This is a genomic window from Pseudomonas sp. LBUM1653, from assembly GCF_059716115.1.
In genome coordinates, this window is sequence record NZ_CP166803.1 from 6,226,787 (window position 1) to 6,250,224 (window position 23,438).

Annotated in this window: 25 protein-coding genes; 13 read left to right on the plus strand and 12 right to left on the minus strand. The window is 58.6% G+C overall.

Annotation, left to right across the window (positions count from 1 at the left end; all coding sequences use genetic code 11):
• The first annotated feature begins 112 nt into the window (after positions 1–112).
• A complete protein-coding gene (locus ACA054_RS28090; protein ID WP_497687096.1) occupies positions 113–481 on the plus strand; it encodes a PilZ domain-containing protein in 369 nt (122 codons plus the stop codon).
• A gap of 120 nt (positions 482–601) precedes the next feature.
• On the opposite strand, the gene radA is transcribed toward ACA054_RS28090, so the two are convergent.
• Entirely contained in the window at positions 602–1,969 is a 1,368-nt protein-coding gene (gene radA, locus ACA054_RS28095) for a DNA repair protein RadA (RefSeq protein ID WP_180204530.1), read from the minus strand.
• A 643-nt stretch (positions 1,970–2,612) separates the two neighbouring features.
• On the opposite strand from radA, the gene mscL reads away from it, so the two are divergent.
• Entirely contained in the window at positions 2,613–3,026 is a 414-nt protein-coding gene (gene mscL, locus ACA054_RS28100) for a large-conductance mechanosensitive channel protein MscL (RefSeq protein WP_497687097.1), read from the plus strand.
• Positions 3,027–3,058: 32 nt separating this feature from the next.
• Here the strand turns inward: mscL and ACA054_RS28105 are convergent, their stop codons facing one another.
• A complete protein-coding gene (locus ACA054_RS28105; protein ID WP_497687098.1) occupies positions 3,059–3,835 on the minus strand; it encodes a ferredoxin--NADP reductase in 777 nt (258 codons plus the stop codon).
• Positions 3,836–4,184: 349 nt separating this feature from the next.
• Here ACA054_RS28105 and ACA054_RS28110 point away from each other — a divergent pair, with 349 nt between their 5' ends.
• Both ACA054_RS28110 and ACA054_RS28115 read left to right on the plus strand, forming a co-directional pair.
• A complete protein-coding gene (locus tag ACA054_RS28110; protein ID WP_497687099.1) occupies positions 4,185–4,916 on the plus strand; it encodes a helix-turn-helix transcriptional regulator in 732 nt (243 codons plus the stop codon).
• A gap of 170 nt (positions 4,917–5,086) precedes the next feature.
• Positions 5,087–6,211, plus strand: a complete 1,125-nt coding sequence (locus ACA054_RS28115) for a methyltransferase (protein ID WP_497687100.1) — start codon at positions 5,087–5,089, stop codon at positions 6,209–6,211.
• Positions 6,212–6,287: 76 nt separating this feature from the next.
• Here ACA054_RS28115 and ACA054_RS28120 read toward each other — a convergent pair whose 3' ends face one another.
• From ACA054_RS28120 to ACA054_RS28130, 3 genes are read right to left on the minus strand one after another with little or no spacing between them, the layout of a single operon-like run.
• On the minus strand, positions 6,288–6,455 hold the full coding sequence (locus ACA054_RS28120; RefSeq protein ID WP_497636663.1) for a DUF2474 domain-containing protein: 168 nt from the start codon (positions 6,453–6,455) through the stop codon (positions 6,288–6,290).
• Positions 6,456–6,512: 57 nt separating this feature from the next.
• Positions 6,513–7,520, minus strand: coding sequence for a cytochrome d ubiquinol oxidase subunit II (gene cydB, locus ACA054_RS28125; RefSeq protein WP_008066100.1), 1,008 nt, complete (start codon positions 7,518–7,520; stop codon positions 6,513–6,515).
• Positions 7,521–7,523: 3 nt separating this feature from the next.
• Complete coding sequence (locus tag ACA054_RS28130; RefSeq protein ID WP_497687101.1) at positions 7,524–8,960, minus strand: cytochrome ubiquinol oxidase subunit I; 1,437 nt, start codon at positions 8,958–8,960, stop codon at positions 7,524–7,526.
• Positions 8,961–9,361: 401 nt separating this feature from the next.
• On the opposite strand from ACA054_RS28130, the gene ACA054_RS28135 reads away from it, so the two are divergent.
• From ACA054_RS28135 to ACA054_RS28145, 3 genes are all read left to right on the plus strand, one after another.
• Complete coding sequence (locus tag ACA054_RS28135) at positions 9,362–10,600, plus strand: MFS transporter (protein ID WP_497687102.1); 1,239 nt, start codon at positions 9,362–9,364, stop codon at positions 10,598–10,600.
• A 78-nt stretch (positions 10,601–10,678) separates the two neighbouring features.
• Positions 10,679–10,957, plus strand: a complete 279-nt coding sequence (locus tag ACA054_RS28140) for a type II toxin-antitoxin system RelE/ParE family toxin (protein WP_497687103.1) — start codon at positions 10,679–10,681, stop codon at positions 10,955–10,957.
• Positions 10,958–10,970: 13 nt separating this feature from the next.
• Positions 10,971–11,258: a HigA family addiction module antitoxin gene (locus tag ACA054_RS28145; RefSeq protein WP_180204523.1), complete on the plus strand. Its 288-nt coding sequence runs from the start codon at positions 10,971–10,973 to the stop codon at positions 11,256–11,258.
• A gap of 6 nt (positions 11,259–11,264) precedes the next feature.
• Here ACA054_RS28145 and ACA054_RS28150 read toward each other — a convergent pair whose 3' ends face one another.
• The gene (locus ACA054_RS28150) at positions 11,265–11,816 is read right to left on the minus strand and encodes a DJ-1 family glyoxalase III (RefSeq protein ID WP_497687104.1); all 552 of its coding nucleotides are present in this window, start codon (positions 11,814–11,816) and stop codon (positions 11,265–11,267) included.
• 68 nt (positions 11,817–11,884) lie between these two features.
• Complete coding sequence (locus tag ACA054_RS28155) at positions 11,885–12,334, minus strand: DUF4879 domain-containing protein (protein ID WP_497687105.1); 450 nt, start codon at positions 12,332–12,334, stop codon at positions 11,885–11,887.
• A gap of 220 nt (positions 12,335–12,554) precedes the next feature.
• Between ACA054_RS28155 and ACA054_RS28160 the strand changes: the two genes are divergently transcribed.
• Both ACA054_RS28160 and trmA read left to right on the plus strand, forming a co-directional pair.
• Positions 12,555–13,850 (plus strand): NCS2 family permease, encoded by a 1,296-nt coding sequence (locus tag ACA054_RS28160; protein WP_497687106.1) that lies wholly within the window; start codon positions 12,555–12,557, stop codon positions 13,848–13,850.
• The gene (trmA, locus tag ACA054_RS28165) at positions 13,847–14,926 is read left to right on the plus strand and encodes a tRNA (uridine(54)-C5)-methyltransferase TrmA (protein ID WP_497687107.1); all 1,080 of its coding nucleotides are present in this window, start codon (positions 13,847–13,849) and stop codon (positions 14,924–14,926) included. The genes ACA054_RS28160 and trmA overlap by 4 nt, the downstream gene beginning before the upstream one ends.
• 54 nt (positions 14,927–14,980) lie before the next feature.
• On the opposite strand, the gene ACA054_RS28170 is transcribed toward trmA, so the two are convergent.
• From ACA054_RS28170 to ACA054_RS28180, 3 genes are all read right to left on the minus strand, one after another.
• Positions 14,981–15,427, minus strand: a complete 447-nt coding sequence (locus tag ACA054_RS28170; protein ID WP_497687108.1) for a DUF2442 domain-containing protein — start codon at positions 15,425–15,427, stop codon at positions 14,981–14,983.
• Complete coding sequence (locus tag ACA054_RS28175; protein WP_497687109.1) at positions 15,424–15,852, minus strand: DUF4160 domain-containing protein; 429 nt, start codon at positions 15,850–15,852, stop codon at positions 15,424–15,426. Before ACA054_RS28175 ends, ACA054_RS28170 begins: the two co-directional genes overlap by 4 nt.
• Positions 15,853–16,064: 212 nt before the next feature.
• A complete protein-coding gene (locus ACA054_RS28180; RefSeq protein WP_008066080.1) occupies positions 16,065–16,271 on the minus strand; it encodes a tautomerase family protein in 207 nt (68 codons plus the stop codon).
• 105 nt (positions 16,272–16,376) lie between these two features.
• On the opposite strand from ACA054_RS28180, the gene ACA054_RS28185 reads away from it, so the two are divergent.
• The 3 genes from ACA054_RS28185 to ACA054_RS28195 all read left to right on the plus strand — a co-directional run bounded on the left by ACA054_RS28185 (position 16,377) and on the right by ACA054_RS28195 (position 18,722).
• Entirely contained in the window at positions 16,377–17,288 is a 912-nt protein-coding gene (locus tag ACA054_RS28185; protein ID WP_497687110.1) for a LysR family transcriptional regulator, read from the plus strand.
• 133 nt (positions 17,289–17,421) lie between these two features.
• Positions 17,422–17,862, plus strand: a complete 441-nt coding sequence (gene aroQ, locus ACA054_RS28190; protein ID WP_497636674.1) for a type II 3-dehydroquinate dehydratase — start codon at positions 17,422–17,424, stop codon at positions 17,860–17,862.
• A 5-nt stretch (positions 17,863–17,867) separates the two neighbouring features.
• Positions 17,868–18,722: a shikimate dehydrogenase gene (locus tag ACA054_RS28195; RefSeq protein WP_497687111.1), complete on the plus strand. Its 855-nt coding sequence runs from the start codon at positions 17,868–17,870 to the stop codon at positions 18,720–18,722.
• Positions 18,723–18,828: 106 nt separating this feature from the next.
• Here the strand turns inward: ACA054_RS28195 and ACA054_RS28200 are convergent, their stop codons facing one another.
• Both ACA054_RS28200 and quiC read right to left on the minus strand, forming a co-directional pair.
• Complete coding sequence (locus ACA054_RS28200) at positions 18,829–19,506, minus strand: TetR/AcrR family transcriptional regulator (RefSeq protein ID WP_497687112.1); 678 nt, start codon at positions 19,504–19,506, stop codon at positions 18,829–18,831.
• A gap of 102 nt (positions 19,507–19,608) precedes the next feature.
• Complete coding sequence (gene quiC / locus ACA054_RS28205; RefSeq protein ID WP_497687113.1) at positions 19,609–21,510, minus strand: 3-dehydroshikimate dehydratase QuiC; 1,902 nt, start codon at positions 21,508–21,510, stop codon at positions 19,609–19,611.
• A 571-nt stretch (positions 21,511–22,081) separates the two neighbouring features.
• Here quiC and ACA054_RS28210 point away from each other — a divergent pair.
• Positions 22,082–23,419: an MFS transporter gene (locus ACA054_RS28210; protein WP_497687114.1), complete on the plus strand. Its 1,338-nt coding sequence runs from the start codon at positions 22,082–22,084 to the stop codon at positions 23,417–23,419.
• The last annotated feature ends 19 nt before the right edge of the window (positions 23,420–23,438 follow it).

Below are 23,438 nucleotides of genomic sequence, written 5' to 3' on the forward strand. Positions count from 1 at the left end.
TAGCTTGCCTGACAGCAAAGGCCATACTCCTACATTGGTCTAGACACCTGGCGCGCTGGCAGCCTTTTGCAATGCCGGTCTATAGTCAGCGTACATTTCCGAGGATCGTGCCATGAGCGAGCACCCTGCCGAACGTCGCCGCTTCAAACGTATTGCGTTCGATGCCAGAACCGAGCTGGGCCAAGGGGCGTCCATCTGGCCGGTGAAGCTGATCGACCTGTCGCTCAAGGGCTTGCTGATTGAGCGACCGGACCCCTGGCTGGGCGATCCGCAGGAGGACTTTTTTGTCGACATCCATCTGAGCGAAGACATCGACATCGAAATGGATGTGCAGTTGACCCATCAAGACCATGGGCAATTGGGTTTCGTGTGCAGGCATATCAGCCTGGAGTCGATTGAACGTCTGCGCCGATTGATCGAATTCAATCTGGGTGATCCGCTAGAGCTTGAGCGGGAACTGGGCGCCCTCATCGAAATCTGAATGCACCCCTGTAGGAGCGAGCATGCTCGCGAAAAACGCATCGGCGACGCGGGCAACCAGAAGCACTGCGTTATCGTTGACGTTTTTCGCGAGCATGCTCGCTCCTACAGGGGACTGGTGTTATTCGAAGAGGGCGTCGAGTGCCTGCTCCAGACGGGTGACCGCGATGATCTGCAAACCCGGCGGCGCCTCTTTCGGTGCATTGCCCTTGGGCACGATGGCACGTTTGAAGCCATGTTTGGCCGCTTCCTTCAGGCGCTCCTGACCACTTGGCACCGGACGCACTTCGCCGGACAGACCGACCTCACCGAACACCAGCAGATCATGGGGCAGCGGCCGGTTACGCAAACTGGACATGACGGCTGCCATCAATGCCAGGTCAGATGCCGTTTCCAGTACTTTCACCCCACCGACCACGTTGAGAAACACATCCTGGTCGTGGGTGGGTATGCCGCCGTGCCGGTGCAAGACTGCCAACAACATTGCCAGCCGGTTCTGATCCAGGCCCAGTGTTACCCGGCGCGGATTGGCCAGGTGACTGTCATCTACCAGCGCCTGGACTTCCACCAACATCGGCCGTGTGCCTTCCCATGTCGCCATGACCACACTGCCTGGGACTTCTTCCTGGGCACGGGTCAGAAAAATTGCCGAAGGATTGGAGACTTCCTTCAGGCCCTTGTCGGTCATCCCGAACACGCCCAGTTCGTTAACTGCGCCGAAACGATTTTTTACCGCCCGCAACAAGCGCAGGCGCCCGTCTGATTCGCCTTCAAAATACAGCACGGTGTCGACCATGTGCTCCAGCACTCGGGGCCCCGCCAGGGCGCCCTCCTTAGTCACGTGCCCCACAAGGAAAATCGCGGTGCCGCTCTGCTTGGCATAACGCACCAACAGCGCCGCGCTTTCGCGAACCTGAGACACACCACCCGGTGCCGATTGCAGTTGCTCGGTGAAAATCGTCTGGATCGAGTCGATCACCATGACCCGGGGCTTTTCCAGCCGGGCGGTAGCAATGATGGTTTCAATGCAGGTTTCGGTCATGACCCGCAGCTGATCCTGTGGCAGCCCCAGGCGTCTTGCGCGCATGGCCACCTGCTGCTGCGACTCTTCACCCGTGACATACAGCGCCGGCATGCTCTTGGCGAGATTGCACAAGGTTTGCAGCAGAATGGTGGATTTGCCGATGCCGGGATCACCGCCGATCAGCACCACCGAACCGTCAACCAGGCCGCCACCCAGCACCCGGTCAAGCTCACTGGAAGCCGTGGAGAAACGCGGGACTTCCTCGACACTCACTTCAGCCAGGGTCTTGATTTGCGCCTGCTGGCCGGTCCAGCCGGTGCGACCGCTGGGCGCCGCCGCCCCGCCGCTTTCCACCATGGTTTCAGTGAGTGTGTTCCAGGCGCCGCACTCGCCACATTGTCCGGCCCATTTCGGAAAGGTTGAGCCGCACTCAGTGCAGCCGTACATGCGCTTGGCCTTGGCCATCTGAACTCCCGGCAAAAACCGCGATGATAGCTCAGGTCGGCCGTCTCGGTATGTCGCGATTGATGCCAAGCAGTCTTAAGCGAATAATTCAATCTCAACACTTATAATCTTGGTCGATGGCCCTCAAACACTGGCTATAAAGTACACGACCAACATTGAAACAAAGCAGAAGTTATTGTTTTGCATATAAACACACCAGAACACCTGCCCCGCCCAACAACTCTAGCAAAAAACCTATACAAAAATTAACCATTCAATATCCAGACGTACAGCTATACCCTTGAAAAACAGTCATACAAATATAAACACGTAGTTTTTTGCCGACTGAATTTGACTGTCAAATTGGCGCCTGCTCTAAAAACCAGAATACCTCCTATAAGACTTATGACTGGCGGGCATCGAAACCCTCAAATCACATAGTGCAACCCACAGCGACTTTCTCGTATACCACTCACCTGATTGCCAAGCGCCGAGAGGCAGCTGCGAAGAAATGACCTCGCGTGGCGAAGAAGTATTTTAGTAAACTTTTTACCACTGGTCCGGTCGATTGCAGGCGGCCCCCGCAGGCAGTCGTTTCGAGCAGGATGCGATTTGCTGATTTACACTGCGTTCACCAACCTCATCTGTAACAAGGAAATGACCTATGGGCGTGATAAACGAGTTCAAGGCCTTCGCGGTCAAAGGGAATGTGATCGACATGGCCGTCGGTATCATCATCGGCGCTGCTTTCGGCAAGATCGTAACGTCGTTTGTTGGCGATGTGATCATGCCCCCTATCGGCTTGCTGATCGGCGGGGTGGACTTCAGCGACCTGGTCATTACGCTCAAGGATGCCCAAGGCGATGTCCCGGCAGTGGTCCTGGCGTACGGTAAATTCATTCAGACCCTGATTGACTTCATCATCGTCGCCTTCGCGATCTTCATGGGCGTCAAGGCCATCAACCGCCTCAAGCGCGAAGAAGCCGTCGCGCCCACCCTGCCTCCGGTTCCGACCAAGGAAGAAGAGTTGCTCGGTGAGATTCGCGACTTGCTCAAGTCCCAGAACAATCGACCCTGAATCCAACGGCGCCTTCAAAGCGCCGTTTTTTTTTACCAGAAGTTCTCCACCGCCACCTGACCGGGCCGCCGGCTGAGGCTCAAGTGCATGTCTCGCTGCTTGAGCAATTTGCGCGTGTCTTCAATCATCTGCGGGTTTCCGCACAACATCACTCGCGAATGTTCAGGCGTCAGCGCAACGCCAGCCTCCCGCTCCAGTTCGCCGTTTTCAATCAGGGTGGTGATCCGTCCGTTCAGGGCACCCGGGTGCCGCTCGCGAGTCACGGTGTTGATGAGCTGCAACTTGTGGGCAAATTCCATCAAATAGTCGCGCTGCGCCAATCCGGAGATCAGTGCCTGATAGGCCAGCTCTCTGGACTCCCGGACGCTATACACGAGGATGATTCGCTCAAATTTTTCCCAGACCTCGAAGTCCTGCAGGATCGATAGAAACGGCGCCAGCCCAGTACCTGTGGATAACAGCCACAAATCACGCCCATCGACGAAGCGGTCGAGTGTCAGGTACCCGAAAGCCTGCCGATCGACCAACAGCGTGTCGCCAATGCCCAGCCGGCTCAGCTCGCTGGTGAATTCGCCGCCGGGCACGACGATGGAAAAGAACTCGAGAAACTCGTCGTAGGGTGAAGACACCATGGAATAGGCGCGCCACACCGTACTGCCGTCTGCCTTGACTACGCCCAGCCGGGCGAATTGCCCTGCGCGAAAGCGAAAGCCCGCGTCCCTCGTAGCGCGCAGGGTGAACAGGTTCGGCGTCAACGGCTGGACGTCGAGCAAGGTCTGACGGGTAAATTTCTCTTCACTGGCGGTCATGGGGTGCTCCCTTCAACACATAACCGAAGTGTCTCGCAAAGCGGTTCGCAGAAACACCGGCGATTTGTAGTGTCTTTAGAGAAACATTATCGATTGCATGATTACCCCAATCACCTCCCAAACTTAACTACTTAGTTACCACAACAAAAACATAATGCAATCACATTAACATCAACATCAACATTCAATACATATTTCAAACTGAATCACATTAGAACCAGAAACTTTATTAAGAAATTGGATAAAAACAAAAAATTCTCACCGCCCTGTATGAAATATCCTACACTCCGTGCCTATTGGACATTGGATCCATACGCCCCCCCCGAGCTGATAAAAAGCGAGCCAGAAGATGGAAAGGTGGAAGGAGTCACAACTCAGAGAGATAGCCTGCGCAAAGGAGATAGACACCGCCTATCAGGTATCGCTCCGTTTCGCAAAAAACATAGGTTATAAATTTTTCGACTTTTCAGTCACTTACAAAACCAGATCTGATCAAGTAAATACACTGAAACTCAATAATTACCCTGCAAGCTGGAACACCGAATATGATCAAAAAAAGTTTAGAGACATCGACCCAATAGTGGCTCATTGCAATCAAACTATGTTGCCAATTCTTTGGAGTGAAGAGCTCTTTTCCAAGGTCCCAGCGATGTGGGAAGCGCTTGGGCTGCAAGGATTTCAGCACGGCTGGTCGCAATCGGTACATGATGATGAGAGCGGTCTGTGTAGCATCCTGAGCCTGGCCAGGAGCCATTGTCCAATCAGTGCGTTTGAGTTGTACGAGAATCTCGGTTTTTCCGTCTTCATGGGACGGCATCTGCATGCACTGGTTGCACAATCGCTTCCAAAACGCTCGCCAGAACTGGCTACTTCGCATTTGTCGTTGCGGGAAATCGACGTGCTGAAACTCGCAGCCGATGGCAAGACGGCCTTCGAGAGCGCCAGGATTCTCAATCTCAGTGCACGCACCGTCAATTTCCATGTGCAGAGTGCGATTGGGAAACTGGGCGTCAATAACAAGATTTCGGCAGTCATTGCTGCGGTCAAGGCCGGTTATCTCAGCAGCGGCGCGCTGCGCTGATCACAAAAACCTGCGAGTAATCCAAAAGAAAAAAACGTACCATTTGCATCCTTCTTGAGTGTTGACGTGTAAAACATCATGCCGCAGTTCACTCGGACGGTCCCGCCCGCAACAACGCCTCAGGGCCGCGGAACATTCTTGTACATCTATTATTCAGAGCCTCCTGCCCGATGCCCTTGCTCGAAACCCCGTTCGCCCAGCTCGACCTGATCCGCCAGCCCGAACAGCAAAACGAACCGCTGCAAGCTTTTGATGCTGCAGATGAGTACTTGCTCAATCATCTGGCTGAACAGCTGCCCACGGCGAATACGCGGGTGCTTGTGCTGAACGACAGTTTTGGTGCATTGGCCGTCAGCCTGGCAGGCAAGGTCAATGTGACCAGCAGTGGCGATTCTTTCCTGGCCTTGCAGGGGCTGGAAAAGAACCTGGCCCGTAATGGCCAGGCGTTTGATGCCGTGCCCCACGTATCGGCCAGTGAACCCTTCACGGGGCCGTTCGACCGAGTGCTGATCCGGGTACCGAAGACACTGGCATTACTGGAAGAACAACTGATCCGCCTGCAAGGCCAATTGGCTCCCGGCGCCCAGGTGATTGCCGGGGCAATGATCAAGCATTTGCCGCGTGCGGCCGGCGACCTGCTTGAGCGCTATATCGGCCCGGTGCAAGCTTCGTTGGCGGTAAAAAAAGCCCGGCTGTTGATCGCCACAGCCCAAGCCAAAGCCGCCGTGGTGTCCCCCTACCCGACCCGCTACCGACTGGATGATCCTGCGATCGAACTGCTCAATCACGCCAACGTGTTCTGCCGTGAAGGCCTGGACATCGGCACGCGAGCCTTCCTGCCACACCTGCCGAAGAACCTCGGCAGCGCAAGGGTCGCCGATCTCGGTTGCGGTAACGGCGTGCTGGCCATCGCCAGTGCCCTGCAAAACCCCGAAGCCCGCTACACGCTGGTCGATGAATCCTTCATGGCGGTGCAATCGGCCGCCGAGAACTGGCGCGCCACGCTAGGTGAACGGCAGGCGATCGTGCGGGCGGGCGATGGCTTGGCCGGGCAGGAACCCCAGTCGCTGGATGTGGTGCTGTGCAATCCACCGTTTCACCAACAACAGGTCGTCGGCGACTTCCTGGCCTGGCGGATGTTTCAGCAAGCCCGGGAGGCGCTGGTGGTGGGCGGTGCACTGTACATCGTCGGCAACCGTCATTTGGGCTACCACAGCAAGTTGGCGCGGTTGTTCCGCGGGGTCGAGCAAGTGGCGGCCACCCCGAAATTCGTGATCCTCAAGGCTCGCAAGTAACGCGCAAAAAAAACCCTCCAGCTCAGGAGGGTTGTAAGTCCGCGCCTGAGGGCTGCGCGATGGGATGTCGTTTCTTTCAGTGAGTGCTCAGGCCTGCGGCGTTCATGAACATCCGCATCAGGCTGGCCACAATGAACAGCGCACCGACGCTGCCAGCCCAGATCATGGCCAACCAGCCGAGCCGCTGCCACAGCGGCTTTTTTTCGGCTTCTTCAATGTCGTGCAAGGAATGTTTACCGGTCATTGCTTCGATCTCCTTCCGATCGATGGCGCCGTGGCTGACGCCAACGCGGGTGCGTGACTAGTGGTAACCGTCTTCATGGGTGACCTTGCCGCGGAACACGTAATAGCTCCAGAAGGTGTAACCCAGTATGAACGGGATGATGAACAGCGTACCCACCAGCATGAAGCCTTGGCTTTGCGGTGGTGCAGCAGCGTCCCAGATCGAGATCGACGGCGGCACAATGTTCGGCCACAGGCTGATGCCCAGGCCGCTGTAACCGAGGAAGATCAGCACCAGTGTCAGCAAAAATGGCGTGTAGTGCGCGTTGCGGGCCACGGCACGGATCAGGCCATAGAGCGTCACCAACACCAGGATCGGCACGGGCAGGAACCAGAACAGGTTCGGCAAGGTGAACCAGCGGGCTGCGATCTCGGCGTGGGCCAGAGGGGTCCAGATGCTGACGATACCGATCACCGCCAACAACACGAACGCCAATGGTCGCGCCAGGTCGTGCATCTGTTCCTGCAACTTGCCTTCGGTCTTCATGATCAGCCAGGTGCAACCGAGTAGCGCATACGCCACCACCAGTGCCGCGCCGCAGAACAGGGTAAAGGGTGTCAGCCAATCCAGCGAGCCGCCGGCAAACTGCCGATCGACCACCGGCAAGCCATCGATGAACGCCCCCAGGGCCACACCCTGGAAGAACGTCGCGGCAATCGAACCACCGATGAATGCCTTATCCCACAAGTGACGCTTGTCATCCTTGGCCTTGAAGCGGAACTCGAACGCCACGCCGCGGAAAATCAGCCCGATCAGCATGAAAATCAACGGTAGGTACAACGCCGAGAGCACCACCGAATAGGCCAGCGGGAAAGCCCCGAACAACGCCGCACCGCCCAGTACCAGCCAGGTTTCGTTGCCGTCCCAGACCGGGGCGACGGTGTTCATCATTACGTCGCGGTCGGTCTTGCCGGGAATGAACGGGAAGAGAATGCCAATGCCCAGGTCAAACCCATCCATGACTACGTACATCATGATGCCGAAGATGATGATCACGGCCCAGATCAGCGGAAGATCAATACCCATGATTCAATTCTCCTTGGTCACGATGTGGTCGGCATCGGCATGATCGTCGTCAGCTGCAGAGAGCGGACGTGCCGGCGTACGTTTCTGCCCGGGACCACCGTCGTTGGTTTCCTTGCCTTCGTCGATCTTCGGCCCCTTGCGCACCAGGCGCATCATGTAACCGAGGCCGGCACCGAACAGGGCGAAATACACCACGACGAACAAGATCAAGGTGATGCTCATCTGCATGAAACTATGATTGGAGGACGCATCCGCCGTGCGCATCAGACCGTAGACCACCCACGGCTGACGACCGATTTCCGTGGTGAACCAGCCGGCGAGGATCGCGATCAGGCCGGACGGCCCCATCCACAATGCCAGGTAGAGGAAAGGCCGCGAGGTGTACAGCTTGTCGCGCTTGCGCAGCCACAGGCTCCACAAACCGGTGAAGATCATCAGGAAGCCAAGGCCGACCATGATCCGGAACGACCAGAACACAATGGTCGAATTCGGTCGGTCCTCGGGTGGGAATTCCTTGAGCGCCGGCACCTGCTTATCCAGCGAGTGAGTCAGGATCAGGCTGCCCAGGTACGGAATCTCGACGGCGAACTTGGTTCTCTCTTCTTTCATGTCCGGCCAGCCGAACAGGATCAGCGGCGTCGGCTCGTTGCCGTGGTTCTCCCAGTGCCCCTCGATCGCGGCGATTTTGGCCGGCTGATGTTTCAGTGTGTTGAGACCATGGAAGTCCCCGATAACGGCCTGGATCGGTGCGACGATCAGCGCCATCCACATCGCCATGGAAAGCATCTTGCGGATTGCCGGGTTGTCCTTGCCGCGCAGCAAATGCCAGGCCGCCGAGGAGCCAACGAAGAACGCCGTGGCAACAAATGCCGCCGTCGCCATATGCATAAGGCGGTACGGGAACGACGGGTTGAAGATCACCGCCAGCCAGTCGGTGGGAATGACCTGGCCGTTGATGATTTCAAACCCCTGAGGCGTTTGCATCCAGCTGTTGGAGGCGAGAATCCAGAAAGTCGAGATCAGCGTGCCAATGGCCACCATGACCGTGGCGAAGAAGTGCAGGCCGCGTCCGACCTTGTTCCAGCCGAACAGCATGACGCCGAGGAAACCGGCTTCGAGGAAGAATGCCGTGAGCACTTCGTAGGTCAGTAACGGACCGGTCACCGAGCCGGCGAAGTCCGAGAAGCGGCTCCAGTTGGTACCGAACTGATAGGCCATGACCAGTCCGGAGACCACACCCATGCCGAAGTTGACGGCAAAGATCTTCGACCAGAAATGGTAGAGGTCTCGGTAGGTGTCGTTATGGGTTTTCAGCCATAAGCCTTCGAGTACCGCCAGGTAACTGGCCAGGCCGATGGTGATGGCTGGAAACAGGATGTGGAACGAGATAGTGAACGCGAACTGAATTCGGGCGAGATCAAGTGCCTCTAAACCGAACATAAGTCTTCCTCTGTCAGGTAGTACGGCTGCGGGCTCGAAGCCTGCACCCACGGCCCCCACGGATATGGAGTGTGGCGATTCTCTGTTTGTTCTTTTTTTGCTCGCATCACAACGCAGGGAGTCTGGCCAACCGGCCGCCGGATCAATTCCTTCTGTGGGTTTTGATCTGGATCAAGCAACGATGAAAGAGTAGTCCCATTTGCAGGGATGACCCGCGTGGTCTTTTGCCGCGTGACAAGTTGCCTCACGGTTTCAGTCACAGGTTGAAATGAATTCCCGGGGAGGCAGTCAGCAACCAGCCAGTGAAATCGATGCTTGGCTAACGAAATTTTCTCCCGCGGCAACTTCCTGTTACAGGTTGGTGATAGTCTCGCCCTTTCCCTCCCCAGACTTGCCTTCAAATGCCCAGCCAAGAGCCCTTACTGTTACGTCGCCATCGCCCTTTCATCGCCTTCTGGCTGGCCCGGGTTTTTACCGCAAGCGGTTTTCAGATGCTCACCGTGGCCATTGGCTGGAACCTCTACCAACTGACCGGCAACGTGCTTGACCTGGGCCTGGTCGGGCTCGTGGAGTTCGCTCCGCGCGTGCTGTTCATGCTGCACACCGGGCATGTCGCCGATCGCTACGACCGGCGCAAGGTCGCGGCCATCTGCCAGTCGCTGCAAGCGCTGATCGCCCTGTCGCTGGCGATCGGCAGCGCGACCGACCATGTCACCCGGGAAATGATCTTCATCCTCGCGTTCCTGCTCGGCGCCGCACGCTCATTCGAAATGCCGACCACTCAAGCCTTGCTGCCGAGCATCGTGCCCAGCGCACTGTTTCCCCGGGCCGTGGCCGCCGCGCAGTCGGCCCAGCAATCGGCGACCATCGTCGCCCCGGCCCTCGGTGGCTTGCTCTACGCCTTCGGCAGCGTCTGGGTGTATGGCCCGACGGTGATCCTGTACATCATCGCCTGCGCGCTGATGCTGAACCTGCCCGCCCGGCAAACACCCCTGAACAAGGGCAAGGCCACACTGGACTCACTGTTGGCGGGCATCCGTTTCATCCGCAGTCGCCCGGACATTCTCGGGGCCATTTCCCTTGACCTGTTCGCTGTCCTGCTGGGGGGTGCGACGGCGTTGCTGCCGGTGTTCGCCAAGGACATTCTGCTGACCGGTCCCTGGGGGCTTGGCCTGCTGCGATCGGCACCGGCGGTGGGTGCGCTGCTGATGTCGCTGTTCCTGGCGCGGTTTGCCGTGGAACGCAATGTCGGACGGGTGATGTTCACCGCTGTGGGTGTGTTCGGCGTGGCGACGATCGCCTTCGGCCTCTCGACCTCGTTCTGGTTTTCGTTGGCCGTGCTGGTGGTGCTGGGCGCGGCCGACATGATCAGCATGGTGATCCGCGCATCCTTCGTGCAACTGGAAACCCCGGACGAAATGCGCGGCCGGGTGAGCGCTGTGAACGGTCTGTTCATCGGGGCTTCGAACCAATTGGGCGAATTCGAATCCGGCCTGACTGCCCACTGGTTCGGCACCGTGCCGGCAGTCGTTATGGGAGGGATTGGCACTCTGGTGGTGACCGGGACCTGGATCAAATTGTTCCCGACCCTGGCCAACCGCGACCGTATGCATGTGCCAGTGGAAGAGGCGAAGGCCTGAGGCTGATCACAAATTTGCCGACCAGGTGCAATACATAGTTAACGCATAGGGTGTAATGTATCGCCTTACACTTCCCCCATGATCAAATCCTTTCAGCACAAAGGCCTTCGTGGCTTCTATGAAACAGGTTCGACTCGGGGGATTCTTGCAGATCATGCGAAACGTCTGGGCCGCATGCTGCAATTCATGGAGCGCGCAGTGGTACCCGGCGACCTCGACCTTCCAGGGTGGCGGTTACATCCACTCAAGGGAGAGTTGGCCGAATACTGGTCACTGACCGTTTCCGGAAACTGGCGGGTTATCTTTCGTTTTATCGGGTCGGATATCGAACTGGTCGACTATCTGGACTACCACTGACAGGAGGCAGGACATGCCCATGCACAACCCGCCGCACCCTGGCGAAACACTGTTGATGGATGTATTACCAGAGCTGGGCATCAGCGTCGCGGAACTCGCCCGGCACCTTGGGTTTGCACGCCCGCATCTGTCGCGGGTACTGCATGGACATGCGCCAGTCAGCCCGGATTTGGCCGTGCGTCTGGAACGCGCTGGAATCGGCAAGGCCCGCATGTGGTTAGGGGTTCAGACCGACTACGATCTGTGGCAAGCGGAGCAGCGTGAGCAACCGCCCATCAAACCCATCGCCGCTCACGCCTGACGCCGTCTAAACCACCAACTCCCCCGCCACCATCGCCCGCGTGGCTTTGCCGCACAGCTGTTCCACCAGCGTCAGCGCAAATGCCAAAGCGCCACCCGAGCCTTGGGCGGTGATGCAATTGCCGTCGACCACCACCGGTTGATCGACGAAGTTGCAGCCCGACAATTGATGGCTGGCCGAGGGCAGGCAAGTCATGCGGCGCTGGCGCAGCACGCCGAAGGTTTGCAGGGCTATCGCGGGCGCTTCGGCAATGCCGGCGAACAGGCGTCCCGCCGCGGCCTGGTCCTTGATCAATTGTTGCAGGGGTTGGTGGGCGGTCAGATGTTGCGCCCCTACGGCTCCGCCAGGCAGGACGATCAGATCGAACGGCTGGGCCAGCAAATCCACCAGCATCGCATCGCACGTCAAGCGCGTGCCTCGGGCACAAGTGAGCATGCGCCGCCCCTCGATGCTGGCCACTACCACTTCGACCTTGGCGCGGCGCAATACATCGATCAAGGTCACTGTCTGCAGGTCATCAGCGCCCTCAGCGAGGGTAATCAAGGCTCGAAAGGTCATGGGAACAATCCACGGAAGGGTTCCTAAAGCGTAGTCAGCTTTCCTGACGCTTGTTCGGGCCCCTGTGGTTACTTGATGTAAAGCTGGGTCGACATCGTGTTGCCCGGCGCGTTGATCGAGGTGTTGCTGAAGGTGAATGTACCTTCCTGCTTACCCGCCAGATTGAAAATGTACAGGTTGCCGACGACCTTGGTCCTTTGCGAGCAGTCGGTCAGGTTGCCGTTGTCATAGGCACATACCGGCGTACGGGTGCCATCCACTTCGAAGCCATCCAGCGCGACATGGGGCTGGCTGCGACCGTAGCCCACTTCCAGCACGTAGATCCTGATGTTCGGGCCCGCGTGGTTGCAGCGGGTCTGCGCCTGCCCTTCGTCAATCGTCTCAAAACCACAGCCTGGCGACTCGACCTTGAGCACTTTTACCTGGGTCAACGGCGGTGCCGAAGCCGCCGAGGCCGATTGTGCGGCCAGCGACAACGCCATCAAGACACCAGACATGATCGTCAGACGCTTTTTCATCCAGTTACCACCGCAAAAAACCAGCGCGCAGTATGGCTGGTTTGGACTAAACGCAAAACATCGACGACGATCACCGCCATAAGCAGCCATAACCCCACGCTGCTGGTATGATGCGCGGCTTTTTCCGGCCCACAGTATTTTCCCAGGCGCGTTCAGCGGTCTGTGCTTTGCTGTTGAGGTCGATACATTCACGGCGCCGGGCGCGCCACGGGGAGCAGACATGCTGGAAAGGCTGTTTCAACTCAAGGCACACAACACCAACGTGCGAACCGAGATTCTGGCGGGCGTCACGACCTTCTTGGCCATGGCCTACATTCTGTTCGTCAACCCGAGCATCCTCGGCGAGACCGGCATGGACAAAGGCGCCGTGTTCGTCGCCACCTGCCTGGCGGCAGCCATCGGCTCCACAACCATGGGCCTGATCGCCAACTACCCGATCGCGCTCGCGCCGGGTATGGGCCTGAACGCATTCTTCACCTACACCGTGGTCCTGCACATGGGCCATACCTGGCAAGTGGCGCTGGGTGCGGTGTTCATCTCGGCCGTGTGCTTCTTCCTGCTGTCGATCTTCCGCATCCGTGAATGGATCATCAACAGTATCCCGCTGCCGTTGCGCTCGGCCATTGCCGCCGGTATCGGCCTGTTCCTGGCGCTGATCGCCCTGCACAACGCCGGCATCGTGGTCAGCAACCCGGCGACCATGGTCGGCCTCGGCGACCTGAAACAACCGGCACCGATCCTCGCCACCCTCGGCTTCGCCCTGATTGTTGCCCTTGAAGCCCTCGCCGTACGCGGTGCAGTGCTGATCGGCATTCTGGTAGTGACCACTGTTTCCATCGTGATGGGCTTCACTCCGTTCGGCGGCGTGATGTCGATGCCGCCGTCGCTGGCCCCGACCTTCCTGCAACTGGACATCAAGGGCGCACTGGACATCGGTCTGGTCAGCGTGATTTTCGCCTTCCTGTTCGTCGACCTGTTCGACAACTCCGGCACCCTGATCGGCGTCGCCAAGCGCGCCGGGCTGATGGGCAAGGACGGCCACATGCCTAAGATGGGCCGCGCGCTGATCGCCGACAGTACCGCCGCGATGGCCGGCTCCCTGCTGGGCACCTCGACCACTACCAGCTACATCGAATCCGCCGCAGGCGTGAGTGCCGGCGGCCGCACCGGCCTGACAGCTGTCGTCGTGGCGATCCTGTTCCTGCTGGCGCTGTTCTTCTCGCCGCTGGCCGCCAGCGTTCCCGCGTTCGCCACGGCACCGGCGCTGCTGTTCGTCGCCGTACTGATGACATCCGGCCTGGCCGAAATAGACTGGGACGATATCACCGTCGCCGCACCGGTCGTAATCACCGCGCTGGCCATGCCGTTTACTTATTCCATTGCCAATGGCATCGCCTTCGGTTTCATTGCCTGGACCGCCATCAAGCTGATGTCCGGTCGTGGCCGTGAGCTGAATCCGGCGCTGGTGATCCTGTCGATTCTGTTCGTGATCAAGCTCGGTTGGTTCAACGCATGACTTTTGATTCCCAGGCCTACACCGTCCAGCTCGAAGACAAGGTCACGCGCCTGCGTGACCTGCTGGCCCCGTTCGACGCACCCGAGCCGGCCGTCTTTGACTCGCCGCTGCAAAACTTCCGCCTGCGCGCCGAATTCCGCCTGTGGCGCGAAGCCGGCGAGCGCCACTACGCGATGTTTTCCCAGGAAGACAAACGCACGCCGATCCTGATCGAAGAGTTCCCGATCGCCAGCCAGCGCATCAATCAGTTGATGCCGCAGCTCAAGGCCGCCTGGCAAGCCAGTGCCGCCCTGAGCCACAAGCTGTTTCAGGTGGAGTTCCTGACCACCTTGGCCGGCGATGCGATGATCACCCTGTGCTACCACCGCCCGCTGGACGAGCACTGGCACACAGCGGCCTCGAAACTGGCTGCCGATCTTAACGTCAGCGTGATTGGCCGCTCGAAGGGCAAGCGCGAAGTCATTGGTCACGATTACGTAGTCGAGAAACTTGAAGTCGGCGGCCGCACCTTCAGCTATCGCCAGCCCGAAGGCGCCTTCACTCAGCCAAATGGCACCGTGAACCAGAAGATGCTCAACTGGGCGTACGATGCGCTTGGTGATCGCCCGGACGATTTGCTGGAACTGTATTGCGGCAATGGCAACTTCACCCTGCCACTCGCCACCCGCGTGCGCAAAGTGCTGGCGACCGAAATCAGCAAGACCTCGGTCAATGCAGCGCTGAGCAACCTCAGTGAAAACGCTGTGGATAACGTCACCCTGGTGCGCCTGTCCGCCGAAGAACTGACCGAAGCGCTGAACGAAGTGCGACCGTTCCGCCGCCTGCACGGCATCGACCTCAAGAGCTACGAGTTCGGCAGTGTCTTCGTCGACCCGCCCCGCGCCGGCATGGACCCGGACACCTGCGAGCTGACCCGACGCTTCGACAACATCCTCTACATTTCCTGCAACCCGGAAACCCTGGCGGCCAACATCGCCCAACTGCACGACACCCACCGCATCACCCAATGCGCGATGTTCGACCAGTTCCCGTGGACGCATCACATGGAATCCGGGGTGCTGTTGACTCGGCGGTGATTGCAGAGGCCACAAACAAATCAGCCGTCATCACGACGGCTTTTTTGTGCCTGCTCAAAGGACAACGTCGACCTTGCGTGGACGTCCACCCTTCCTGCCGTTGGCCCGCGCAGCCTCGGCCTTGGCGGCGCTGCTCTGGCGGCCATTGCGCGAGGCAATTACCGATGCGGCCATGGCCATCAATGGCTTGCTCGCCGAGATCATGCCGGCGAGAGATACATGCAGATCCTTTCCTTCATGGCACAGTGCGGTACCCGCGTAGCCAACGGTCAGGCCTGCGAAATCCTCGACGTCGTAACCATCGAATTCAGGATAATTCACCACGGGCAGCAATACGCCGCTGCCATCCTCGAAGCTTACCGCCAGACAAGGTGCCAGGAAGGTAACTGCCGTCGCGTGAAGACTGTTGTTCCTGCGTAATTTCCCACGCTCAATCGCTTCGTCCAGGCTACGTTCCGTTATCGGGGTGTCTGCCTGGGCCTTGGCTTTTACCGTTTTCATAACTCGATCTCCACAGCTTCCCGTGTACTTATCAGGAATAACCGCGTCTTGTTCGTTTCAGGTTCGTAGCAAGCCGAGCCAATCATGTTGGTTGTGCTGGCAATCCTTTTCACCACAACGATTTCGTTGCTTTGCCAGTCCCACAATTGATTATCAAGGCAGACCGTGTGCAGTTTTCTCCACCAGATGCCACGGGCACGCAGCAAATGGACAGGTTGCTTGAGCGACTGACATAACCCTTCCAGCACCGCCAACGTCGGCCGGCGCGAGAGTGGAACAACGTCCCAGAGCTCAACGCCGTTGTGCCAGAAGCTGAACTTGAATCGAGCATTCCAGCCTCCTCCATCGACATGCGCATGGGGCGGACAATGCTCGTCACGCAACATGATCTCCACCGAGAGCCCTTTGTAGCTGCATACTTTCATGCTAACCCATCCGTTAGGTTATTGAGTCGAAAGATTCGACATTCCCTGGAAAACCTGACGACCGGCGCGACGCACCCAATCGTCAACACGCCTCTGAGACTAGCGCTCAGCAGCGCCTGGTACCGACAGCGGCCCCGGCAAAATCGTAAGCATTGCTTTCACCACACCCACAAAAAAGCCGTCGTTCAGACGGCTTTTTGTTTTTCGTGAAATCATCCCGGCAGGTTTTTTCGATACTCAGTCGTGGTAATCCCCTTATACCCCCAGTTATCGGTGTCGACTTCCTCGATCACGATGTGGGTCAGCTCCGGCGGCTTGCCGAGCACGCGCTGCAAGGTCTCGGTGATTTCGGCGATAACCTGGGCTTTCTGCTCCCGGGTTACGCCGTCTCGGGTGATGCGTACGCTGACGAAAGGCATGCTGCTTCTCCTGCTCGCTCATTAAGTAAGGCTGACTGTATCTGCGTGCGGGCATTTGATAAATACTGATTCACAGACTTCATTTGATCCCCGGTGTAATCAATCATGCAGCGACAATTCGACGATCTCCAACTGGGCAGCATCGAGCTGTTTTGCCTGGCCGCCGAAGCCGGCAGCTTCACTGCCGCAGCGCTGGTGGCGGGTGTCACGCCGGCCGCGGTGAGCCGCTCGGTGTCGCGCATGGAAGAACGTCTGGGCGTGCGGCTGTTTGCGCGCACCACCCGCAGCGTAAAGCTGACCGACAGTGGTCGCCGCTATTACGAAGAGTGCCGCCAGGCGCTGGCGCAACTGGTTGAAGCCCAGCGCGAAGTCATGGGTCAGCAGCAAGTGCCCTCCGGGACCTTGCGCATCAGTATTCCGACCACCTACGCCCACCATCGCATCCTGCCGTTGCTGCCTGAGTTTCGCGCGCGTTTCCCGGCGGTGAAGGTCGAGTCGCACATCAGCAATCGCAATATCGATTTCGTCGGTGAAGGTTATGACATGGCCATCCGTGTGCGGGCGATTCCAGATTCCGGCCTGATCGCCCGGCAACTCGAAGACGCCGCGCTGGTGATGATTGCCAGCCCTGATTACCTCAAGCGGGCCGGGACGCCGCAAACTCTCGATGACCTGCAACAACACGAATGCATTCAGTACGAACTGCCCAGCAGCGGGCGGCGCATTGCCTGGTTGTTCAATGACAATGGCGTGCAACGGGAGATTCTTGCCGAGGGAAACTTCAGTTGTTCCGACGATGTATTGGGTGGCGTGACCTTGGCGAAACATGGTGCGGGATTGTTTCAGACCTATCGATTTATCGTCGAGAAGGAACTGGCCGATGGCTCGCTGGTGGAAGTGCTCAAACCTTATGGGGGGCGTTCGCGGCCGTTTACCCTGCTCTACCCGCAAAGTCGGCATATGCCCTTGCGGCTGCGGGCATTCATCGATTTTTTGGTCGAACATTTGCCTCGTTAAAAGACCGTCCGATCACCGCACACAATCCGCCCACTAGCCAGCTGTCCAATTGACCAAATTAACCATCTAGTACATTTTATCTCCACAGGCTGAAACCTCGGCCATGCCAAAAATAATAAGTGGAGAAACCTTGATGTCCCCTATCATTCTGGTGCTCAACGGCCCCAACCTGAACCTGCTTGGCACCCGTGAACCGGCGACTTACGGCCACGAAACCCTGGCTGACATTTCCGCCATGTGCGGTCGAGCCGCCGAAGAGTTCGGACTGGCAGTGGAGTTTCGCCAGACCAACCATGAAGGCGAACTGCTCGACTGGATTCATGCCGCCCGCGGCCGTTGCGCCGGGATCGTGATCAACCCGGCTGCCTGGACGCACACCTCGGTGGCGATCCGCGACGCGCTGGTCGCCAGCGAACTGCCGGTGATCGAAGTGCACCTTTCCAACGTGCATGCCCGTGAACCGTTTCGGCACCACTCCTTTGTCTCGGCCATTGCCACTGCGGTAATGGCCGGCTTCGGCAGCCATGGTTATCGCCTGGCCCTGGAGCACTTCAGCCAACGTCTGAAGGGGTGAGCATCATGAACAAGAATCAAACGGTACTGGCCGGCCTGATCGGCGCCGGCATCCAGGCTTCCCGCACCCCTGCCCTGCACGAGCATGAAGGCGATGCCCAGGATTTGCGTTATCTCTATCGCCTGATCGATCTCGATCAACTGCAACTCGACACCGACGCCCTGCCCGAGCTGCTGCTGGCCGCCGAGCGCATGAACTTCACCGGCCTGAACATCACCTTTCCGTGCAAGCAGGCGATCATCCCGCTGCTTGACGAGTTGTCGCCAGAAGCCCGGGGTATTGGCGCGGTGAACACCGTGGTGCTGAAGGACGGCAAACGCATTGGCCACAACACCGACTGCCTGGGCTTTGCCGAGGGTTTTCGTCGTGGCTTGCAGGGCGTTGCCGTTGAGCACGTCGTACAAATGGGCGCCGGTGGCGCTGGTGCGGCGGTGGCTCACGCGCTATTGAGCGAAGGCGTACGGCAACTGAGCATTTTCGATGTGGAAATCAACCGCGCACAGAGCCTGGCGGACAATCTCAATCAACATTTCGGCAGTAACCGCGCGGTGGCCGGTCATGATTTGGCACTGACCCTGGCCGAGGCTGATGGCCTGGTCAATACCACGCCCATGGGCATGAAAAAACTGCCAGGCATGCCGGTGCCGGTCGAGTTACTGCGGGCTGAGTTGTGGGTGGCGGAGATTGTTTATTTCCCGCTGGAAACTGAACTGCTGCGCAATGCCCGTGCGCTGGGTTGCCGCACGCTCGATGGCGGCAACATGGCGGTGTTCCAGGCGGTGAAGGCGTTCGAATTGTTCAGCGGCGTGGTACCGGATGCGCAGCGGATGCTGGCGCATTTTCAGAGCATGAATGGTTGATGCAATATGTAGGAGCCGGCTTGCTGGCGATGGCGATCGTATAGACGCTATCGCCATCGCCATCGCCAGCAAGCCGGCTCCTACAAAGGCGATTCACCCAGCTGAATTACGCTTGCAGGTATCGCAAAACCGACTCGCAAATCATCTCTCGATGGCGCTGCTTGATGCTTTCGTCCGGCAAGTCGATCTGAAAGATCTCGCCGAAGGTGTGGCGGTTCGACACGCGATAGAAGCAGAACGAACTGATCAGCAAGTGCACATCCAACGGTTCAAGGCCGGCGCGGAACAGCCCTTGCTCGGCACCGCGACGCAGGATCTCGCCCAGTGAGTCGAGGATGGTGTTGTTCATTGCCTTGATCGCATCGGAGCGTTTCACAAATTCGGCGTTGTGAATGTTCTCGATGCTGACGATGCGCACGAAATCGACGTTGCGGTCATGGTGATCGAAGGTGAACTCCACCAGCCGCCGAATCGCTTCCACCGGCGCCAGCTCCGCCAGGTGCAGACGGTTTTCGGTGTTGCGGATATCGCCGTAGAGCTTTTCCAGCACCTCGACGTAGAGCTGTTCCTTACTGCCGAAGTAGTAATAGATCATGCGCTTGGACGTGTGGATGCGCTCGGCGATGGCATCGACGCGAGCCCCGGAAAGCCCTTGCTGAACGAACTCGACTATCGCTTCTTGCAGGATGTTCTCGCGAGTTTTTTCCGGATTGTTCTTGCGACTCTTGCGCGGCTCGGCAATCGGTTGATCAGGTGCTGCGGAGAGTTCTGAAGTCATAGTCATTGCGGGCTCACGGCCATCACTGCACAGGCTGGCGATTATGAGCCGCGCCGCACAGTGAAGGAAGCCGTGCGGCAGCGGTTTCTCTACGTGATTACGATTTTCCTACAACTTTGTCTGACGTACGGCACCACTTCGGGACTTTGCCATTGCCGCCAGGCGTACCGCGACGTTGGCCGCGCCGTAACCGGCATAGCCGTTCTTGCGCTGGATGATCTCGAAGAAGAACCGCCCTTCGAACGGCTCAGTGTACACATGGAAAAGCTCACCGCCCTGGGCATCGCGGTCGTACAGCACGTTGTAATAGGCCAGTTCGCTGAGGAATTCGTCGTCGAAATCGAAGCGTGCCGCCAGGTCATCGTAGTAGTTGAGCGGAATATCCAGCAGCGGGACGCCCGCCTCCTTGGCGCGACTGACTTCGGCAAAGATGTCGTCGCAATCAAACGCAATGTGGTGCACGCCGGAGCCGCGATAACTCGACAACGCGTGTGAGATGGCGGTGTTGCGGTTCTCGGAAATGTTCAGCGGCAAGCGGATCGAACTGTCACGGCTGCGCAGCGCGCGGCTCTTCACCAGACCATAGGGATCAGGCAGCACCACTTCGTCATCGGCCTCGAAATCCAGCAGGCTCTTGTAGAACAGCACCCAACTGTCGAGGCTGTCGGCGGGCAGCGCCATGGCCATGTGGTCGATGCGCTTGAGGCCGCCGCTGCTCACCGCGGTCGGCTGCAGGTTGAAGTCGGTACCATAGACATCGGCGTCTTGATCGACGAGGTAAATCAGGCTGCCATCCGGCGCGCGCACGGCGGCCAGCTCCAGCTCATTGGGGCCGACCAATCCGCGATATGGCTGGCCTTTGTAGGCCACCGCCCGGGCCAGCGCGCTGGCACTGTCCTTGACTCGCACGGCAGTGGCGCACAGCGATGGACCATGCGCCTCGAAGAAACTGTGGCCGAACGAGTAAGGTTCGGAGTTGAGGATCAGGTTGATATCGCCCTGGCGCAGCAGGCTGACGCTCTTGGAGCGATGCTGACCAGCCTTGACGAAACCCAGCCGCTCCAGCCAATGGGAGAGCTTGGCGCCGAGGCTCTCGTCCACGGCAAATTCGAGAAACTCGATGCCGTTGTATTCGCTGGCCTTCGGCGTCTCGAACAGAATCTCGGGATTGGCGGTTGGCTTGGCCTCCTGGGCCAGGCGCTCGCGGGTTTTTTCTTCCAGGTACAACAACGAGCGCAAACCGTCAGCAGCGTTGGCCCGTGGCGGCGCGGCGCGGAAACCGTCGTTGAAGATCTCCAGCGACAGCGGCCCGGTGTAGCCACTCTTGATGATCGGCGCGAGGAAGCCAGGCAAATCGAATTCGCCCTGGCCCGGGAAGCAACGGAAATGCCGGCTCCACTCAAGCACATCCATGGCCAGGATCGGTGCATCGGCCATTTGCACGAAGAAAATCTTGTCGCCGGGAATCTCGGCGATAGCGCTCGGGTCGCCCTTGAGCGACAAGGTGTGGAAACTGTCGAGCAATACACCGAGGCTCGGATGATCGGCCTGACGGACGATGTTCCATACCTGTTGCCAGGTATTGACGTGACGCCCCCAGGCCAGCGCTTCGTAACCGATACGCAGGCCTCGCGCACCGGCGTGCTCAGCCAGCAGGCGCAAGTCGTCGACTAGAATCTGTTCATCACCGATGGAATCGGCCGAGGCGTTGCTGCACACCAGCACCAGATCGGTGCCCAATTCCTGCATCAGGTCGAACTTGCGTTCGGCCCGCTCCAGGTTGCGTGACAGACGGTCACGGCGGCAGCCTTCGAAGTCCCGGAACGGTTGAAACAGGGTGATGGCGATCCCGAGATCGGCGCACATCTGTTTAATTTCTCGCGGGCTGCCGTCGTAGTAGAGAAGGTCGTTCTCGAAGATCTCTACGCCGTCGAAACCGGCGGCGGCAATGGCTTCGAGTTTTTCCGGCAGGGTACCGCTCAAGGACACGGTGGCAATGGAACGCTGCATTTTTCGACTCCCGGTGGTGGAGGCAATCTTGTTTGGGGCACTGACAATCCCTGTAGGAGCCCGGCTTGCCGGCGATCTCGCGGACGCCATCGCCGGCAAGCCGGGCTCCTACAGGGATCGCGTTTAGCTTTGAGTGAATTATTGGCTGCGCGACCCCACACAGCAATTCAAAGTGTACTACCCAGTTAGTTTTGCGTGCGATTATCGAACACAATGGCCTTTGACGAATTGACGATTTTTTGCTCAATGCGCAACATCAACACCACATTGAGTCCGGTCATGAACCGCCGGCCTCAGTTACCAAAGACCCTGAACACCACATAAAAATTTCAAAAACCGGGTATATGCTCATGCGCTCATTCAACGCCTTGCTCACTCGAACCACCGTCATTACGCCCTGCCTGGCGTCCATCCGAACCTTGCGCACCGCCGGCATCCCCGTGCCGCTCGCTGAATAAACCGTCAGACGACGAAACCAGCCGATCAGTCCTGCGCCCATCGCCATCGATTGATCACGCGCCCTTGAAGTCCCGACGAGCTTTGCTTGTCAGTCATTGAACGGATGGCACACATGAATCCTACACCTAGCTCACGCATGGCTCCGGCCATGAGCGCTGCCTCTGGCGGCATCGGCGACAAAATCCGCGGCGCCATGGCTGTCGGCAAAACCCGTTGGGGCATGCTGGCGCTGGTGTTTTTCGCCACCACCCTGAACTACATCGACCGCGCCGCTCTCGGCGTCATGCAGCCCATCCTGGCCAAGGAAATGAGCTGGACGGCGATGGACTACGCCAACATCAACTTCTGGTTCCAGGTCGGCTACGCCATCGGTTTCGTGATACAAGGCCGCTTGATCGACCGGGTCGGCGTCAAGCGCGTGTTCTTCTGCGCCGTGCTGCTCTGGAGCCTGGCGACCGGTGCCCACGGGCTGGCCACTTCGGCGTTCGGCTTCATGGTCTGCCGCTTCATTCTCGGCCTGACCGAAGCCGCCAACTACCCAGCCTGTGTGAAAACCACGCGCCTGTGGTTCCCGGCCGGCGAGCGCGCCGTGGCCACCGGTATTTTCAACGCCGGTACCAACGTCGGTGCCATGTTCACCCCGATGCTGTTGCCGCTGATCCTCCACGTCTGGGGCTGGCAGGCGGCGTTCCTGTGCATGTCGGCATTGGGCGGGATCTGGCTGGTGTTCTGGGGTCTGAAGTACTTCAACCCGGAAGATCACCCAAGCGTCAAACAGTCGGAACTGGACTACATCCAGAACGAAGTGGAACCGGAACAAGCTCGCGTACCGTTCTCGAAAATCCTGCGCATGCGCGGCACCTGGGCCTTCGCCCTCGCCTACTCGATCACAGCGCCAGTGTTCTGGTTCTACCTGTACTGGCTGCCACCGTTCCTCAATCAGCAATACAACCTGGGCATCAACGTGACCCAGATGGGCATTCCGCTGATCATCATCTACCTCACCGCCGACTTCGGCAGTGTCGGTGGCGGGATCCTGTCCTCGTTCCTCATCGGTCGCGGCGTCAACCCGATCAAGGCGCGACTGATGTCCATGTTCCTGTTCGCCTGCTGCATCATCGGCGTGATCATGGCGGCGGGCTCCAGCAATCTGTGGGTCGCTGTGGCCGCGATTTCCCTGGCCATTGGCGCGCACCAGGCCTGGACCGCGAACATCTGGAGCCTGGTGATGGACTACACGCCCAAGCACATGATGAGTACGGTGTTCGGTTTCGGCGGCATGTGTGCGGCGATTGGCGGGATGTTCATGACCCAGTTGGTCGGCCACATCCTGACCGTCACCAACAACAACTACACGGTGCTGTTCACCCTGATCCCGGCGATGTACTTCATCGCGCTGATCTGGATGTACTTCATGGCACCGCGCAAGATTCCGAAAGTAGAAGACTGATGTTCCCTCGGCGCAGGCC

What these genes read in the sequence shown, in the direction of transcription:
- ACA054_RS28150 (WP_497687104.1), bottom strand. Translation starts at nt 11,816, where the DNA reads ATGACCTTTCGAGCCTTGATTACCCTCGCTGAGGGCGCTGATGACCTG.
- ACA054_RS28185 (WP_497687110.1), top strand. Translation starts at nt 16,377, where the DNA reads ATGCAGCGACAATTCGACGATCTCCAACTGGGCAGCATCGAGCTGTTT.
- cydB (WP_008066100.1), bottom strand. Translation starts at nt 7,520, where the DNA reads ATGGGTATTGATCTTCCGCTGATCTGGGCCGTGATCATCATCTTCGGC.
- quiC (WP_497687113.1), bottom strand. Translation starts at nt 21,510, where the DNA reads ATGCAGCGTTCCATTGCCACCGTGTCCTTGAGCGGTACCCTGCCGGAA.
- ACA054_RS28110 (WP_497687099.1), top strand. Translation starts at nt 4,185, where the DNA reads ATGGAAAGGTGGAAGGAGTCACAACTCAGAGAGATAGCCTGCGCAAAG.
- ACA054_RS28195 (WP_497687111.1), top strand. Translation starts at nt 17,868, where the DNA reads ATGAACAAGAATCAAACGGTACTGGCCGGCCTGATCGGCGCCGGCATC.
- aroQ (WP_497636674.1), top strand. Translation starts at nt 17,422, where the DNA reads ATGTCCCCTATCATTCTGGTGCTCAACGGCCCCAACCTGAACCTGCTT.
- ACA054_RS28105 (WP_497687098.1), bottom strand. Translation starts at nt 3,835, where the DNA reads ATGACCGCCAGTGAAGAGAAATTTACCCGTCAGACCTTGCTCGACGTC.
- radA (WP_180204530.1), bottom strand. Translation starts at nt 1,969, where the DNA reads ATGGCCAAGGCCAAGCGCATGTACGGCTGCACTGAGTGCGGCTCAACC.
- ACA054_RS28120 (WP_497636663.1), bottom strand. Translation starts at nt 6,455, where the DNA reads ATGACCGGTAAACATTCCTTGCACGACATTGAAGAAGCCGAAAAAAAG.
- trmA (WP_497687107.1), top strand. Translation starts at nt 13,847, where the DNA reads ATGACTTTTGATTCCCAGGCCTACACCGTCCAGCTCGAAGACAAGGTC.
- ACA054_RS28145 (WP_180204523.1), top strand. Translation starts at nt 10,971, where the DNA reads ATGCCCATGCACAACCCGCCGCACCCTGGCGAAACACTGTTGATGGAT.
- ACA054_RS28135 (WP_497687102.1), top strand. Translation starts at nt 9,362, where the DNA reads ATGCCCAGCCAAGAGCCCTTACTGTTACGTCGCCATCGCCCTTTCATC.
- mscL (WP_497687097.1), top strand. Translation starts at nt 2,613, where the DNA reads ATGGGCGTGATAAACGAGTTCAAGGCCTTCGCGGTCAAAGGGAATGTG.
- ACA054_RS28170 (WP_497687108.1), bottom strand. Translation starts at nt 15,427, where the DNA reads ATGAAAACGGTAAAAGCCAAGGCCCAGGCAGACACCCCGATAACGGAA.
- ACA054_RS28130 (WP_497687101.1), bottom strand. Translation starts at nt 8,960, where the DNA reads ATGTTCGGTTTAGAGGCACTTGATCTCGCCCGAATTCAGTTCGCGTTC.
- ACA054_RS28160 (WP_497687106.1), top strand. Translation starts at nt 12,555, where the DNA reads ATGCTGGAAAGGCTGTTTCAACTCAAGGCACACAACACCAACGTGCGA.
- ACA054_RS28210 (WP_497687114.1), top strand. Translation starts at nt 22,082, where the DNA reads ATGAATCCTACACCTAGCTCACGCATGGCTCCGGCCATGAGCGCTGCC.
- ACA054_RS28155 (WP_497687105.1), bottom strand. Translation starts at nt 12,334, where the DNA reads ATGAAAAAGCGTCTGACGATCATGTCTGGTGTCTTGATGGCGTTGTCG.
- ACA054_RS28200 (WP_497687112.1), bottom strand. Translation starts at nt 19,506, where the DNA reads ATGACTATGACTTCAGAACTCTCCGCAGCACCTGATCAACCGATTGCC.
- ACA054_RS28180 (WP_008066080.1), bottom strand. Translation starts at nt 16,271, where the DNA reads ATGCCTTTCGTCAGCGTACGCATCACCCGAGACGGCGTAACCCGGGAG.
- ACA054_RS28115 (WP_497687100.1), top strand. Translation starts at nt 5,087, where the DNA reads ATGCCCTTGCTCGAAACCCCGTTCGCCCAGCTCGACCTGATCCGCCAG.
- ACA054_RS28140 (WP_497687103.1), top strand. Translation starts at nt 10,679, where the DNA reads ATGATCAAATCCTTTCAGCACAAAGGCCTTCGTGGCTTCTATGAAACA.
- ACA054_RS28090 (WP_497687096.1), top strand. Translation starts at nt 113, where the DNA reads ATGAGCGAGCACCCTGCCGAACGTCGCCGCTTCAAACGTATTGCGTTC.
- ACA054_RS28175 (WP_497687109.1), bottom strand. Translation starts at nt 15,852, where the DNA reads ATGAAAGTATGCAGCTACAAAGGGCTCTCGGTGGAGATCATGTTGCGT.